Genomic DNA, 14098 nt, shown 5'->3' with positions numbered 1-14098 from the left:
GACCTCAAACATTCTCCGCCGGCTCTCCCGCGATCGTCACCCGCACCCCCGCCCGTTCGAGCGCCCTGCCGAGTTCCGCCGGCGGCGCGCGGTCGGTCACCAGGTCGGTGAGGGCGGCGAGGGGGCAGACGCGCTCCAGGTGGGGGGCGTCGAACTTGCCGCCGTCCACCAGCAGCACCCGCCGCGCGGCGCGGGCGAGCATGGCGCGCTTGACCCAGCAGGCCCGGCGCTCGACGTCGGTCGGGCCCTCGGCGGTCAGGCCCGAGGCGCCGATCAGGCAGAGGTCGGCGTTGAACCGGCGCAGGAACTCGTCCGTGTCGGGGCCATAGACCGCCCGCTCGGCCGCGTAGAGCTCCCCCGGGCAGAGCAGCACGCGCACGCCGCCGTCCGGCCGCGCCGCGAAGGCCTGCGCCACGGCCAGGCTGTTGGTCAGCACCGTCGCCGCCGTGCCGCGGGCGGCGAGCGCCCGGGCGAAGTGCGCCGTGGTCGAACCGGCGTCCACCATCAGCACGGCGCCCGGCTCGACCAGCGCCGCGGCGGCCGCCCCGATGCGCGCGCGCTCGGCCACCGCCATGCGCTCGCGCTCGCCGATCTCGGGCTGGACCCCGGCATGGGGGAGGGAGGCGCCGCCATAGGTCCGCCGCACCATGCCCAGGCGGGAAAGCTCCTCCACGTCGCGCCGCACCGTCTCCGCCGAGACGCCGAACTCGGCGGCCAGGGCGGAGATGCGGACGGTCGGGTCGGTGGCGAGGGCGGCGAGGATGCGGCGGTGGCGCTGTTCCTTGCGGGGCGCGCCGTCGGTGCGGGGCGGCATGGCGCAGGCATCGTCCTCGCCCGGACCGTCCGCCGCAAGCGTCCGACTTGAGCGGGACGGCGGCTGCCGCTTTCCTCTCCCCATGCAAGACGCGCCCCCCGCTGTCCGTGACAGCCGCGACGCCGACCTCCCCGCCATCGCTGCGATCTACGGGCACTGGGTCGCGCACGGCCTGGCAAGCTTCGAGCTGGAGCCGCCGGGCGTGGAGGAGATGGCGCGGCGCCGCCGCGCGCTGCTCGATGCCGGCTATCCCTACCTGGTCGCCGAGGCGGCGGGCGGGGCGGTGCTGGGCTACGCCCATGCCGGCCCCTACCGGTCGCGCCCGGCCTACCGCTTCGCGGTCGAGAACTCCGTCTACGTCGCGCCGGAGGCCGCGCGCCGCGGCGTCGGCCGCCTTCTCCTGCCGGCGTTGATCGCGCGCTGCGAGCAGGCCGGCTTCCGGCAGATGGTCGCGGTGATCGGCGATTCCGGCAACGCCGCCTCCATCGGCCTGCACGCGCGCTGCGGCTTCGTCCATGCCGGGCTGCTGCCGGCGGTCGGCTGGAAGCACGGGCGCTGGGTGGACAGCGTGCTGATGACGCGCGCGCTCGGCGAGGGCAGCGCCACGCCGCCGCCTTCCGGGCGGTGAACCCGGCCGCCATGCCGCAGGGCGACCCGACGGCGCCGCGCGCCGAGACCTCGGCCGCGCAGGGCCCCGATACGCCGGATGCGAGGCCGCATGCCGCGCTCTGGCCGGGGGTCGCTCCCTCCGGCCGCGCGGCCGCCGACCGCGCCTCGCGCGACGCTGCGGTCATGCTCGGGCTGACCCTGCCGGGGGACACGCTCCTCTACCTGCTGCTGCCGCTGCACGCGGCGGCGTTCGGGGTGTCGCTGGCCGAGGCCGGGCTGCTACTCGCCGCCAACCGCCTGGTCCGCATCATCGGCTACGGCTGGGTGGCGCGCTTCTACACGCGGCGCGGGCCGCGCGCCTCCTGCATCCTCGCGGTGCTCGGCGCGGCGGCGGCGGCGGGGTTCTACGCCTTCTCGCACGGCGTCTGGTGGCTGCTCGTCGGGCGGCTCCTCTGGGGTCTCGCCTTCGCCGCGATGAACATCGCGACCCAGGCCCTGGCGACGGCGCTGGCGGAGGGTGCCGCCCGGCGCTCCGGCACTTCGCGCGCGATCATCAGCACGGGGCCGATGCTCGGCCTGCTCGCCGGCGCCGTGCTGGCGGAGCTGCAGGGGCCGCGGGTGGTCTTCATGGCGCTCGCCGCCGTCTCGCTGCTCGCCCTGCCGCTCGCCCGGCGCCTGCCTGACGGACCGGGCGAGGCGCTCCGCCCGGCGGGGCTGCGCTTCGGCCTGCCGGCGCGGCTCGACGTGTGGTCCTTCGTGCAGGGCATGGCGCTCGACGGGGTGTTCATCCTCGGGCTCTCGGTCCTGGCGGCGGCGGCGCTGCCGCACGGGGCGGCGCTCGCCGCCGGGGCGGCGCTGGCGTCGCGCTACGCCTCGGAGATCTTGCTGGCGCCGCCCGCCGGACGTCTGGCGGAGCGATTTGGGGCGCTGCCGGTGCTGGTCGCGGTCTCGATGGTGTCGGCGGCGGGGATCGCGCTGGTGGGACTGGGCGCGCTCTGGATCGGCGCGGTCGCGGTGGTCGGGCTGCGCGGGCTGCTGCAGCCGCTGCCGGCGCCGGTCGCGGCGGCGGCGAACCCGGGGCCGGCGCGGGTCCCGGCGCTGGCCCGGATGGCGACCTGGCGCGACATGGGGGCGGGGGTCGGGCCGCTGGTCGCCGGCATGCTCCTGCCCCTCGTTCCGCCCGCCCTGCTCTACGGCGGGACCGCGCTCGCGCTCGCGCTGGCCTCGCTCGCCCTGCTGCCGCGCTTTGGCGGAGCGGGGCGGCAGGCGCGCGGCGGGGCCGGCCGCTACACGCCCTGACGATGTCCCACGCGCTCCTCGCCACCCTCGTCGTCGCCCTCGTCCTGGCCTTCGCGTTCGGGTGGGCGGCGCGGGCGCTGCTGCGCCTGCCGCCGCTGTTCGGATACCTCCTCGCCGGCGTCGCGGTCGGGCCGCACACGCCGGGCTTCGTCGCCGATCCGGCCTTCACCGGCGCCATGGCCGAGGTCGGCGTCGCGCTGCTGCTGTTCGGCGTCGGCCTGCACTTCCAGCTGCGCGACCTGATCGCGGTCTGGCGCGTGGCGCTGCCGGGGGCGGTGGCGCAGGTGGCGCTCGGCACCACCATCGGCACGGCGGTGGGGCACCTCGCCCTCGGCCTCGCCGCGGGGCCGGCGGCGGTGTTCGGCCTCGCCCTCGCCATCGCCTCGACGGCGGTGGCGACGCGCCTCCTCGAGGAGCAGGGGGCGCTCGCGGGCGGCGCCGGCCACATCGCCTTCGGCTGGCTGGTGGTGCAGGACGTGCTGGTCGTGCTCGCCCTCGTGCTGGTGCCGGCCGTGGCGGGCACGGAAGGAGAGGGGCTCGGCGCCGCGTTGCTGCGGACGGCGCTGGAGCTGCTCGCCTTCGCGGCGGTGGTGATCTTCCTTGGCCGCCGCGGCCTGCCCTGGGCGCTGTCGCGCGTCGCCCGCGGCGGCTCGCGCGAGCTGTTCACCCTGGCCGTCGTGGTCGCCGCGCTCGGCACCGCCTTCGCGGCCTCCGAGCTGTTCCACGTCTCCTTCGCGCTCGGCGCCTTCTTCGCCGGGGTGCTGCTCGGCGAGAGCGACCTCGGCCACCAGGCGGCGGCGGAGACGGTGCCGCTGCAGCGGATCTTCGCCGCGCTGTTCTTCGTCAGCGTCGGCATGCTGGTGGACCCGCGCGACATCGCCTCCGCGCCCGTCGCCTCGCTCGCGGCGCTGCTCGCGGTGCTGCTCGGCACCGGCGGCGCAACCTTCGGTCTGCTTCTGCTGCTGCGCGTGCCGGCGGGCATGGCGGCGACGGTGGCGGCGGCGCTCGCGCAGATCGGCGAGTTCTCCTTCGTGCTGGTGCAGTTCGCCATCGCCCGCGGCATCCTGCCGCAGGAGGCCGGCGGCCCGGTGCTCGCTGCCGCCTTCGGCGCGATCCTGCTGACGCCGCTCTCGCGCCGCCTGGCGCGGGGGACCGCGGCGCGGCTCCTCGGGGTGCCGGGCCTCCGGCGCTGGCAGGAACGGGGTGCCGGCCGCCCCTTGCCGCCCCTGCCGGAGGGCATCGCCGGCCACGCCATCCTGGTCGGCCACGGCCGGGTCGGGCGCACCGTCGCCGCGGCGCTGCGCCGCCACGGCCTGCCCTACGTCGTCATCGAGCAGGACCGCGTGGCGGCCGAGCACCTGCGCGCGCAGGGCGTGCCGGCCGTGTGGGGCGACGCGACGCGGCCGGAGGTGATGGCCGCGGCGCGGCCGGAACGCGCGCGGCTGGTGATCCTCGCCCTGCCGGACGCTGCGGACGCGCGCGCGGCTCTCGCCCTGGTGCGGGCCGCCAACCCGGAGATCGTCGTCGCGGCGCGGGCGCATGACGACGGCGAGATGCGCTTCCTCGCCGGCGAGGGCGGCGCCGGGCTCGTGCTGATGGGCGAGCGCGAGATCGCGCTCGGCATCGCGGACTTCGCGTTGCGGCGCCTCGGCGTGGATGCCGAAACCGCGATGGCCACCGTGGACAGGCTGCGCGCGGAGATGCCGGGCGCGGCCTGACCGCCCCGGCCGGCACGCGGTTGGCGCCCGGCGCCCGGCGGTCTAGAGAATCGGCGCGGGCGACGCGGCACGGAAAGCGGAGGGAACATGGCCAGGCTGAACGCGACGCACGATCCCGCGCTGCGCAGTTGGGTCGAGAGCGCCAACGCGCCCGGCGCCGAATTCCCGATCCAGAACCTGCCGCTCGGCGTGTTCCGCCGGCGCGGCGAGGCGGCGGCGCGGGCGCGCGGCGGCGTCGCGATCGGCGATCGCATCCTCGATCTCGCGGCGGCGGTCGGGGCCGGATTGTTCGCCGGCGGGGCGGCGGAGGAGGCCGCGCGCGCGGCCGCGGGGCCGGCGCTGAACCCGCTGATGGCGATGGGCAATGCCGCCGCCTCGGCGCTGCGCGCGCGGGTTTCGGCGCTGCTCGCCGCCGGCGCGCCGGAGCGCGCGCGGGTGGAGCCGCTGCTCGTGCCGATGGCGGAGGCGGAGATGCTGCCGCCGGCGGCGATCGGCGCCTTCACCGACTTCCTCACCTCCACCTACCACACGGAGCGCGGCGGCCGCCGCACCCGCCCCGACAGCCCGCTGCCGCCGAACTTCAAGCACCTGCCCGTGGCCTACAACAGCCGCGCGAGCTCGGTGCGCGTCAGCGGCGAGGCGGTCCGCCGGCCGAACGGCCAGCGCCAGCGCCCGGACGGCACGGTGCATTTCGGCCCCTGCGAGGCGCTCGACTTCGAGCTCGAGCTCGGCCTGTTCGTCGGGCCGGGCAACCCGCTCGGCGAGCCGGTGCACATGGACTTCGCGCCGGACCACATGTTCGGCTACTGCCTGCTCAACGACTGGTCGGCGCGCGACATCCAGCGCTGGGAGAGCCATCCGCTCGGCCCGTTCCTGAGCAAGAGCTTCGCGACCTCGATCTCGCCCTGGGTGGTGACGGGGGAGGCGCTGGAACCCTTCCGCGCGCCCGCCTTCCCGCGCGCGGCCGGCGACCCCGAGCCGCTGCCCTACCTGCGGAGCGAGGCGGACCGGCGCGAGGGGCTGATGGACATCCGCATGGAGGCGTTCCTCCTCACGCCGCGCATGCGCGAGCGCGGCGAGGCGCCGGCGCGGGTGACGGCGACGCGCTTCGCCAACATGTACTGGACCTTCGCGCAGATGCTGACGCACCACATGTCGAACGGCTGCAACCTGCGGCCCGGCGACCTGCTGGGCAGCGGCACCGCCTCCGGCCCGACCGACGAGAGCCGCGCCTGCATGGCCGAGCTGACCGAGGCCGGCACGCAGCCGCTGGCCCTGCCGAACGGCGAGACGCGGCGCTGGCTCGAGGACGGCGACGAGGTGATCTTCCGCGCCCGCGCCGAGCGCGACGGGTTCGTGCCCATCGGCTTCGGCGAGTGCCGCGGCCGCATCGCGCCCGCGCCGGCCTGGCCGCGCGGCCGCGACGACGTCTGAGCGCCAGGGAGGGAACGGAGCACCATGCCGCGCCGGATCATCGACATCTCGGTCCCGCTCAAGGCCGGGATCAGGAGCGACCCGCCGGGGAGCGAGCCGCAGATCACCTACCTCGACCACCACGCCACGGCGCAGCGCATGGCGGACTACATGGGCGTGCGCGTGGACCAGCTGCCGGAGGGCGAATACGCGGCGGTCGAGCGGGTCAACATCAGCACCCACAACGGCACGCATCTCGACGCGCCCTACCACTACTTCTCGCGCATGAACGAGCGGCTGAAGCCGGGCGGCGAGCCGTCCTGGCGCATCGACGAGGTCCCGCTCGAATGGTGCTTCCAGCCGGGGGTGAAGCTCGACTTCCGCCACCTGCCGGACGGCTACGTGGCGACGCCGGGCGACGTCGAGGCGGAGCTGAAGCGCATCGGGCACGAGCTGCGCCCGCTGGAGATCGTGCTGGTGAACACGCGCGCGGGCAGCCGCTACGGCGAGGACGACTACGTGGACTCCGGCTGCGGCATGGGCAGGGCGGCGACGCTGTGGCTGCTCGAGCGCGGCATCCGCGTGGTCGGCACCGACGGCTGGTCCTGGGACGCGCCCTTCTCCTTCACCCGCCGGCGCGTGGCGGAGACCGGCGACGCCTCGCTGATCTGGGAGGGCCATCGCGCCGGGCGCGAGATCGGCTACAGCCACATCGAGAAGCTGCACAACCTGGAGGTCCTGCCCGCCGACGGCTTCATGGTCTGCTGCTTCCCGGTGAAGGTGCACCGCGCCTCGGCCGGCTGGTGCCGGGCCGTCGCGATCATCGAGGAGTGAGCGCCAGATGATGCGCCGTCTTCGCGCGCTGCTCGGCGCGGCGCTGGCGCTCGCCGCGAGCGGGCCGGCCGCCGCGCAGTCCTGGCCCGGCGCGCGCCCGATCGAGGTGATCGTCCCCTTCGCGCCCGGGGGCGGCGTGGACGCGGTCGGCCGTGCCGTCGCGGAGGCGTTGGGCGAGGCGCTGGGCGGCGCCCGCGTCGTCGTGGTGAACCGCGACGGCGCCGCGGGCACGATCGGCTTCGCCGCCCTCGCCGCGGCGCAGCCGGACGGCCATACGCTGGGCTTCGGCCCGACCACGCCGATCACCGGCGCGCGCCACCTCATGCGCGGTCTGCGCTACGAGGTCGGTTCCTTCGACTACATCTGCCAGATCTTCGAGAACCAGTTCTCGATCGCGGTCTCGCCGAGATCGCGCGTCCGGAACGCGGAAGAGCTGTTCGCGGCGGCGCGCTCGGCACGCGATCCGCTGGCCTACGGCCATGCGGGCGTCGGCAGCGTGCCGCACCTCGCGATGGAGCACCTCGCCGCGGCGCTGGGGCTGCGCGTCTCGCAGGTGACCTATCGCGGCGACGGGCAGATGCTGCCCGCGCTGCTGCGCGGCGACATCGAGTTCGGCGTGCCGGCGGTGTCCTCGATCCGCGGGCGCGAGTTCCGGCCGCTTGCGGTCTTCGCGGACCGGCGCCACCCGGCCTTTCCCGAGGTGCCGACGGTACGCGAGCTCGGCCTGACCGGCGAGATGGTGCCGCCCGGCCTCAACGGGCTCTACGGTCCGCGCGGCCTGCCGGCGGCGATCCGCGACCGGTTGCGCGAGGCCTGCCGCGCGATCATGGACGCGCCGATCGTGCGGCGGACGATGGAGAACACGGGCCAGGTCCCGGCCTATCTGGACGGGCCGGAGTTCGCGCGTGTCACTGCCGAGGACGACGCCTTCAAGGAGCGGCTCATCCGCCGCCTCGGCCTCACGGCGGAGTAGCGGCGGCGGCCCGGCCCGCGTCGCCCGGCGCCGCGGCCCGCGCCCGCGCGGTCAGCCCGCGCGCAGCCCGGGCTTGAGCAGCACGCGCCCCGTCGGCGCCGCGCGCTCCATCATGCGGTGCGCCTCCGCCGCCGCCTCCAGCGGGAGCGCGGCGGCGATGACGGGGCGGACCAGCCCGCGGCGCATCAGGCCGAGCGCGTCCTCGAGCTGCGCACGAGTGGTGCTCTTCACGCTGCGCAGGGTGAGGTCGCGCAAGAAGAGCTGCGCCGGGTTCAGCCGCACGAACTCGCCGGTGAGCTGCCCGACGAGGATCCAGCGCCCGCCCTCGGCTAGGCTGCGGCGCGTCGCCTCGAAGGTCGCGCTGCCGACGTTGTCGATCGCGACGTCCACGCCCTCGCCGCCGGTGATCGCCTTCACCGCCGCCGAGAAGTCCTCGCCGCGGCGCGCCAGCACGACGTGCTCCGCTCCGGCCTCGCGGATCGCGGCGACCTTGCCGGGCGTCCCGGTCACCGCGACCACCTCGGCGCCGGAGAGCCGCGCGAGCTGCACCCCGTGCACGCCGAGCCCGCCGCCGGCGCCGGTGACCAGCACGCGCTCGCCCGCCCGCACCGCGGCGACGTCGCGCACGGCGTTCAGCTCGGTCCCGATCGCGCAGGCGGCGATGGCGGCGGCGTCCAGCGGCACGCCCTCGGGAACCTTCGCGACGTTGTCCTCCTCGACGCAGACCAGCTCCGCGTAGCCGCCGTTGAGGTCGAGGTCGCCGAGGAATTCCTGCTCCGGGCAGGAGGTCTCGCGGCCCGAACGGCAGTGGCGGCACTGGCCGCAGATGTGGCGGCGCTGCACCGTGCAGACCCGGTCGCCGGGACGGAACCGGCGCACGGCAGGGCCGACCGATTCGACCACGCCGGATACCTCGTGCCCCGGGATCAGCGGCATGCGCACGCCGCGCCGGTAGGTGCCGTTGCGGGTGACGACGTCGTGGAAGCAGACGCCGCAGGCCTCGACGCGGATGCGCGCGTCGTTCGGCCGCAGCGCCGGCGGCGGCACCTCCTCCAGCGCCAGTGCCTCCGGTCCGCCCGGCGCGCGCACCACCATCGCCCGCATCGCCCGTTCCCCCATCGCGTGCATCTGCCCGTGCCGGAAGGTGCCGCGGTCCGGGCGATCGGGCCAGGGCGTGGCGACCGGCCGGCTTCCGTGCACTCTTGGCGGCGCGCGGATTCGGTGCATGATGCTGCGGGGGAGGCGTCCCGGAAATGGCGGATTGGCGGCGATGGCGCCGTGTGCGGACACAGGCGGTTCCGATGGACCGTGACGGCAGGGCAGGGGCACCGCCCGGGCCGGGCGCGGCGGCCGGAACGTGGCGGGGGGCCTGACCCGGTGGACATGCCGGCAAGCCGGACCGTGCCCGCGCTGCTGGCCGAGATGGCCGCACGCCATCCCGCGCGGCTCTTCGTCGTCGATGGCGACCTGCGGTTGAGCTGGGCCGAGTTCCTCGCGGAGACCCGGGAGGTCGCGAAGGGGCTGCAGGCGCTCGGCGTGCGCAGGGGCGACCGCGTCGCCATCCTGATGGGCAATCAGGCGGAGTGGCTGCTGACGCAATTCGCCGCGGCGACGCTCGGCGCCACCGCGGTCGCGGTGAACACCTGGTGGCGGGCGCGCGAGCTGGAGCACGCGCTGGCGCTCAGCGAGGCCTCGGTGCTGGTGATGGTCGGGCGCTACCTGCGGTACGACTACGCGGCGGAACTGGCCGCGCTGGGCGATCCCGGCCGCGCGCTCCCGGCGCTGCGCCACATCGTCTGCTGCGACGGCGCCGGCCCGCCCGGCGCGCTGCCCTTCGCCCGCATGGTCGAGGCCGGGCGCGCGGTGCCGGATGACGCGCTCGAATCGGCGCAGGCGGCGGTGCGGCCGGACGATCCGGCGATCATCTGCTTCACCTCCGGCTCCACCGCGCGCGCCAAGGCCGTGCCGCTGGTGCACGAGGGCCTGATCCGCAACATGCACGGCATCGGCGAGCGGATGCGCCTCGGGCCCGACGACCGCGTGCTGCTCGCGGTGTCGCTGTTCTGGGCCTTCGCCTGCGTCAACGCGGTGTTCGCCGTCGCGACGCACGGCGGGACGATCGTGCTGCAGCGCCATTTCGAGCCCGGGCAGAGCCTGGCGCTGATCGAGCGGGAGCGCTGCACCGCGATCTACGCCATGGCCAACATGGCGATGGCCTTGCACGCGCATCCGGACCGGCACCGGCGCGACCTCTCCTCCCTCCGCACCGGCCTGACCATGCCGCAGGCGGTGCCGCTGCTCGCCGAGCTCGGCGCGCGCGAGGTCACGACCTGCTACGGCCTGACGGAGTGCTACGGCAATTCGACCGTCGCCGACTGCCGCGCGCCGCTCGAGCTGCGCATGCGCAGCGCCGGCCCCGCCCTGCCCGGCACCGAGGTTCAGGTGGTGGATCCCGCCACGCGCCGCCCGCTCCCGTCCGGCGAGGTCGGCGAGGTGCGTCTGCGCGGCTTCGTCACGCCCGGCTACCTCGGGGATCCGGAGCGCACGGCCGAGGCGATCGACGCCGAAGGCTGGTTCTACACCGGCGACCTCGCCCTGCTCGACGCGGAGGGCAACCTGCACTTCCGCGGCCGCCGCAAGGAGATGATCAAGACCGGCGGCATCAACGTCTCGCCGGTGGAGGTGGAGGAGCTGCTCCTCTCCCACCCCGCCGTGCAGCAGGCCGTCGTCGTCGGCGTGCCCGACGCGGAGCGCGAGGAGATCGTCGCCGCGCTGGTGGTGCCGAAGCCGGGGGCGCGGGTGACGGCGGAGGCCCTGGTCCGCTTCTGCCGTGACAATGCCGCGGCCTACAAGGTGCCGCGGCTGGTGGAGATCGTCGCGGCCGGGCAGGTGCCGCTGACCGACACGGGAAAGGTGAGCAAGCGCATGGTGCAGGAACGGTTCGCCGCACGCGGCCCGACGAGGGGGGCGGCGGCCTGATGGAGTGGGAGATCCTCGTCGAGAACCTGCTGAACGCGCTGGCCGCGGGCATCACCATCGGCTGCATCTACGGGCTGATGTGCGTCGGCCTCAGCCTGATCTTCGGCATCATGCGCGTCATCAACTTCGCCCAGGGCGACCTGCTGATGCTGGGGGCCTACTCGGCCTTCTACCTGGTCGCCGCGTGGGGGATCCTGGCCTTCCTGGGGCCCGAGTTCGGGCCGTTCGTCGGCGCCATCCTCGCCGGCCCGATCGTCTTCGCCGTCGGCTGGCTGCTGCACCGCTGGATCGTCGCCCGGGTCTCGGGCCTGCGCACCGCGGCGAGCCTCGACGAGGGCCATTTCGGCCAGCTCATCGTCACCCTCGGCATCGCGCTGATACTGCACAACGGCGGCCTGATCCTGTTCGGGTCGATGCCGCGCGCGGTGAGCACGCCGCTCTCCTCCTCCGCCTGGATGGTGGAGACGGGGATCGGCGACGCGACCATCTTCCTCAACAAGGCGCGCGTGATCGCCGGACTGGTCGCGGTCGTCGCGGTCGTCGCGCTCTACTGGCTGCTCGACCGCTCGCGGCTCGGCAAGGCGCTCCGCGCCGCGGCGGACAACCCCACCGCCGCGACCTACATGGGGATCGACGTGGACCGCGCGCACCGCATCGCCTTCGCCATCGGCAGCGGCATCACGGCGGTCGCCGGCGGGCTGGTCGCCACCTACCTGTCCTTCACCCCGTTCATGGGGATCGACTTCGTGGTGATCATGTACGCGGGCGTGGTGCTGGGCGGCATGGGCAGTCTGCTCGGCGCCTTCTGGGGCGGGCTAACGATCGGCTTCGTGCAGCAGATCTCGGCGTTGGTACTGCCGCCGCAGCTCCAGAACGCAGCGATCTTCGTCGTCTTCCTGCTGATCGTGAGCATCCGGCCCCAGGGCATGTTCGGCCGCTCGGCGGAGCGCGCCTGATGCGGCCCGGCGCGCTTCCCCGCCTGCGGCGGGACATCCTGCTCCTCATCGCGCTCGCCGCCCTCTACCTCGGCGTCTCGCGCATGGTGGAGAACAGCTACTACCTGCTGATGCTCACCCTCGTGCCGATCTGGGCGGTGGTGGGTCTCTCCTGGAACCTGTTCTCGGGCTATGTGGGGCTGATCTCCTTCGGGCACGCGGTGTTCTTCGGCCTCGGCGCCTACTCGGTGGCGCTGACGATGAACTGGTGGGACCTCACCCCCTGGCTCGGCATCGCGATCGGCGCGGTGGTGGGCGCGGCGGCGGCGGTGTTCATCGGCATGCCGACCTTCCGGCTGCGGGGACACTACTTCGCCCTCTCGATGCTCGCCTTCCCGCTGGTGCTGCTCTACGTCTTCCAGTACCTCGGCTACCAGGAGGTCTCCCTGCCGATGAAGCGGGAGGACCCGCTCCTCTGGCTGCAGTTCACCGATCCCTGGGGCTACATCGTCGTCGCCGTCGCGCTGGTGGCGATCGCGATGGGCATCTCGATGGCGGTCGAGAATTCGCGCTTCGGCCTGACCCTGATGGCGATCCGCCAGAACGAGCTGGCGGCCGAGGCCTCGGGCATCGACGCGTGGCGCTGGAAGATGCGCGCCCTGGTGCTGAGCGGCGCGATCGCGGCGGCGGCGGGCGGGTTCTACGCCTGCATCCTCCTCGTCGTCACGCCGGAGGCGGTGTTCGGCGTGCTCACCTCGGCCCAGGCGCTGACGGTGGTGCTGTTCGGCGGCGTCGGCACCGTCTGGGGGCCGCTGATCGGCTCGGCCATCCTGATCCCGCTCGCCGAGACCCTGCACGCCGAGCTCGGCAACATCATCCCCGGCATCCAGGGCGTGGTGTACGGTCTGGCGATCATCCTGATCATGCTGCTGGCGCCGGAGGGCATCTTCTGGACCGTCCGCGACCGCTGGCTGCGCGGCCAGGTCGCGCCCGCGCCGGCCCTGCGGGCGGCCGACGCGGACGCCGATGCCGGCGCGGCGCGGGCCGAGCCGCTCGTCCCCCCTGCGCCGCACACCGCCGCGCCGCTCCTCGAGGTCGAGGGGCTGTCAAAGTCCTTCGGCGGACTGCGCGCGGTGGACGACGTCTCCTTCCATGTCGCCCCGGGCGAGATCCTCGGCATCATCGGCCCGAACGGGGCCGGCAAGACGACGCTGTTCAACGTGCTCAACGGCGTGCTGCCGGCCGACGCCGGCCACGCCTGGCTGGCCGGGGAGCCGATCACGGGGCGCAAGCTCCACGCCATCTGCCGGCTCGGTGTCGGCCGCACCTTCCAGGTGGTGCGATCCTTCCCGCGCCTCTCCCTGCTCGACAACGTGCTGATCGGCGCCTATGGCGCCGGCCTCACCGGCGAGGCGGCGACCGCGGCGGCGGCGGAGGCGCTCGAGCGCGTCGGGCTGCTGCACCAGGCGGCGCAGCCGGCGGGCCAGCTCACCAACAAGGGGCTGCGGCTGATGGAGCTCGCCCGCGCCCTCGCCGGCCGCCCGCGCCTCCTGCTGCTCGACGAGACGCTGGCCGGCCTCGGACACGAGGAGTGCGACGAGGTGCTCGAGGTGCTGCGCCGCCTGCGCGCGGAGGGGATGACGATCGTCATCATCGAGCACACCATGCACGCCATGCTGCGCCTCGCCGACCGCTTCGTCGTGCTCGACCACGGCAAGGTGCTGGCCGAGGGCGCTCCGCGCGCGGTGGTGGAGGACCGGTCGGTGATCGAGGCCTACCTCGGCAAGAAGTGGCTCGCGCGATGCTCGACATAGAGGATTTCTCCGTCGCCTATGGCGGCCTGCGCGCCCTGACCGGCGTCTCGCTCTCGGTCGGGGAGGGCCAGCTCGTCGCCATCGTCGGCCCGAACGGCGCCGGGAAGTCCACGCTGTTCAAGGCGATCTCGGGCATCGTCCCGCCGGTCTCGGGGAGCATCCGCTTCGAGGGGCGCGACCTGCTCTCGGTGCCGCCCCCGCAGCGCGCGCATCTCGGCATCGCCCACGTCCCGGAAGGGCGTCAGGTGTTCAAGACGCTTACGGTGCGCGAGAACATCGAGATGGGCGCCTATACCGAGGCCGGGCGGGCGCGCTTCGCCCAGACCCTGGAGCGCATCCACGAGCTGTTCCCGATCCTACACGAGCGCGCCGGCCAGCTCGCCGGCACGCTCTCGGGCGGCGAGCAGCAGATGCTCGCGATCGCGCGGGGCCTCGCCTCGGCCCCACGCCTTCTGATGCTGGACGAGCCCTCGATGGGCCTCGCCCCGACCGTGGCGGACCAGATCTTCGAGCGCGTCTCGCAGATCCACCGCGAGGACGGGCTCACCATCCTGCTCGTCGAGCAGCGCGTCGCGGAGGCGCTCGAGCTCTGCGACCGCGGCTACGTCCTGGAGACCGGGCGCATCGTGCTCGATGGCCCGTACCAGACGCTGATCAGCGACGACCGCGTGCGCCGGGCCTATCTCGGGCTCGGCGAATAGCAGGGAGGA

At 74.6% G+C, this 14098-nt stretch carries 12 protein-coding genes; 10 read left to right on the top strand and 2 right to left on the bottom strand.

The features are described 5' to 3' along the window. Positions 1-4 precede the first annotated feature (4 nt). Positions 5-814, bottom strand: coding sequence for a DeoR/GlpR family DNA-binding transcription regulator (locus tag IEX99_RS07165; RefSeq protein WP_188899324.1), 810 nt, complete (start codon positions 812-814; stop codon positions 5-7). Between the two features lie 82 nt (positions 815-896). On the opposite strand from IEX99_RS07165, the gene IEX99_RS07160 reads away from it, so the two are divergent. The 6 genes from IEX99_RS07160 (at position 897) to IEX99_RS07135 (ending at position 7660) form a co-directional block, all read left to right on the top strand. After that, positions 897-1442, top strand: coding sequence for a GNAT family N-acetyltransferase (locus IEX99_RS07160; RefSeq protein WP_188899323.1), 546 nt, complete (start codon positions 897-899; stop codon positions 1440-1442). 11 nt (positions 1443-1453) lie between these two features. Then, positions 1454-2722, top strand: a complete 1269-nt coding sequence (locus tag IEX99_RS07155; protein WP_188899322.1) for an MFS transporter — start codon at positions 1454-1456, stop codon at positions 2720-2722. 2 nt (positions 2723-2724) lie between these two features. Further along, complete coding sequence (locus tag IEX99_RS07150) at positions 2725-4440, top strand: cation:proton antiporter domain-containing protein (protein WP_188899321.1); 1716 nt, start codon at positions 2725-2727, stop codon at positions 4438-4440. Between the two features lie 87 nt (positions 4441-4527). Then, complete coding sequence (fahA, locus tag IEX99_RS07145) at positions 4528-5874, top strand: fumarylacetoacetase (RefSeq protein ID WP_188899320.1); 1347 nt, start codon at positions 4528-4530, stop codon at positions 5872-5874. Between the two features lie 24 nt (positions 5875-5898). Continuing rightward, complete coding sequence (locus tag IEX99_RS07140) at positions 5899-6687, top strand: cyclase family protein (RefSeq protein ID WP_188899319.1); 789 nt, start codon at positions 5899-5901, stop codon at positions 6685-6687. 7 nt (positions 6688-6694) lie between these two features. Then, on the top strand, positions 6695-7660 hold the full coding sequence (locus IEX99_RS07135; RefSeq protein WP_188899318.1) for a tripartite tricarboxylate transporter substrate binding protein: 966 nt from the start codon (positions 6695-6697) through the stop codon (positions 7658-7660). A gap of 51 nt (positions 7661-7711) precedes the next feature. Here the strand turns inward: IEX99_RS07135 and IEX99_RS07130 are convergent, their stop codons facing one another. Beyond that, positions 7712-8779 (bottom strand): alcohol dehydrogenase catalytic domain-containing protein, encoded by a 1068-nt coding sequence (locus tag IEX99_RS07130; RefSeq protein WP_188899317.1) that lies wholly within the window; start codon positions 8777-8779, stop codon positions 7712-7714. A gap of 282 nt (positions 8780-9061) precedes the next feature. Between IEX99_RS07130 and IEX99_RS07125 the strand changes: the two genes are divergently transcribed. The 4 genes from IEX99_RS07125 to IEX99_RS07110 are packed head-to-tail and all read left to right on the top strand — an operon-like array spanning position 9062 to position 14089. After that, complete coding sequence (locus IEX99_RS07125) at positions 9062-10639, top strand: AMP-binding protein (RefSeq protein WP_188899316.1); 1578 nt, start codon at positions 9062-9064, stop codon at positions 10637-10639. Further along, positions 10639-11595, top strand: coding sequence for a branched-chain amino acid ABC transporter permease (locus IEX99_RS07120; RefSeq protein WP_188899315.1), 957 nt, complete (start codon positions 10639-10641; stop codon positions 11593-11595). The genes IEX99_RS07125 and IEX99_RS07120 overlap by 1 nt, the downstream gene beginning before the upstream one ends. After that, positions 11595-13388, top strand: a complete 1794-nt coding sequence (locus IEX99_RS07115; protein ID WP_188899314.1) for a branched-chain amino acid ABC transporter ATP-binding protein/permease — start codon at positions 11595-11597, stop codon at positions 13386-13388. The genes IEX99_RS07120 and IEX99_RS07115 overlap by 1 nt, the downstream gene beginning before the upstream one ends. Then, a complete protein-coding gene (locus IEX99_RS07110; protein ID WP_188899313.1) occupies positions 13376-14089 on the top strand; it encodes an ABC transporter ATP-binding protein in 714 nt (237 codons plus the stop codon). Before IEX99_RS07115 ends, IEX99_RS07110 begins: the two co-directional genes overlap by 13 nt. Positions 14090-14098 lie beyond the last annotated feature (9 nt).

The sequence above is a fragment of the Caldovatus sediminis genome (assembly GCF_014644455.1).
Taxonomy (GTDB): domain Bacteria; phylum Pseudomonadota; class Alphaproteobacteria; order Acetobacterales; family Acetobacteraceae; genus Caldovatus; species Caldovatus sediminis.
Note: the sequence above shows the minus strand (reverse complement) of the source record. Positions and strands in the feature narration are given on the sequence as shown.

Bases quoted from the DNA above. Each gene is read 5' to 3' on its own strand.
- IEX99_RS07160 (WP_188899323.1), top strand. From the start codon at position 897: ATGCAAGACGCGCCCCCCGCTGTCCGTGACAGCCGCGACGCCGACCTC.
- fahA (WP_188899320.1), top strand. From the start codon at position 4,528: ATGGCCAGGCTGAACGCGACGCACGATCCCGCGCTGCGCAGTTGGGTC.
- IEX99_RS07135 (WP_188899318.1), top strand. From the start codon at position 6,695: ATGATGCGCCGTCTTCGCGCGCTGCTCGGCGCGGCGCTGGCGCTCGCC.
- IEX99_RS07165 (WP_188899324.1), bottom strand. From the start codon at position 814: ATGCCGCCCCGCACCGACGGCGCGCCCCGCAAGGAACAGCGCCACCGC.
- IEX99_RS07155 (WP_188899322.1), top strand. From the start codon at position 1,454: ATGCCGCAGGGCGACCCGACGGCGCCGCGCGCCGAGACCTCGGCCGCG.
- IEX99_RS07150 (WP_188899321.1), top strand. From the start codon at position 2,725: ATGTCCCACGCGCTCCTCGCCACCCTCGTCGTCGCCCTCGTCCTGGCC.
- IEX99_RS07130 (WP_188899317.1), bottom strand. From the start codon at position 8,779: ATGGGGGAACGGGCGATGCGGGCGATGGTGGTGCGCGCGCCGGGCGGA.
- IEX99_RS07115 (WP_188899314.1), top strand. From the start codon at position 11,595: ATGCGGCCCGGCGCGCTTCCCCGCCTGCGGCGGGACATCCTGCTCCTC.
- IEX99_RS07140 (WP_188899319.1), top strand. From the start codon at position 5,899: ATGCCGCGCCGGATCATCGACATCTCGGTCCCGCTCAAGGCCGGGATC.
- IEX99_RS07120 (WP_188899315.1), top strand. From the start codon at position 10,639: ATGGAGTGGGAGATCCTCGTCGAGAACCTGCTGAACGCGCTGGCCGCG.
- IEX99_RS07110 (WP_188899313.1), top strand. From the start codon at position 13,376: ATGCTCGACATAGAGGATTTCTCCGTCGCCTATGGCGGCCTGCGCGCC.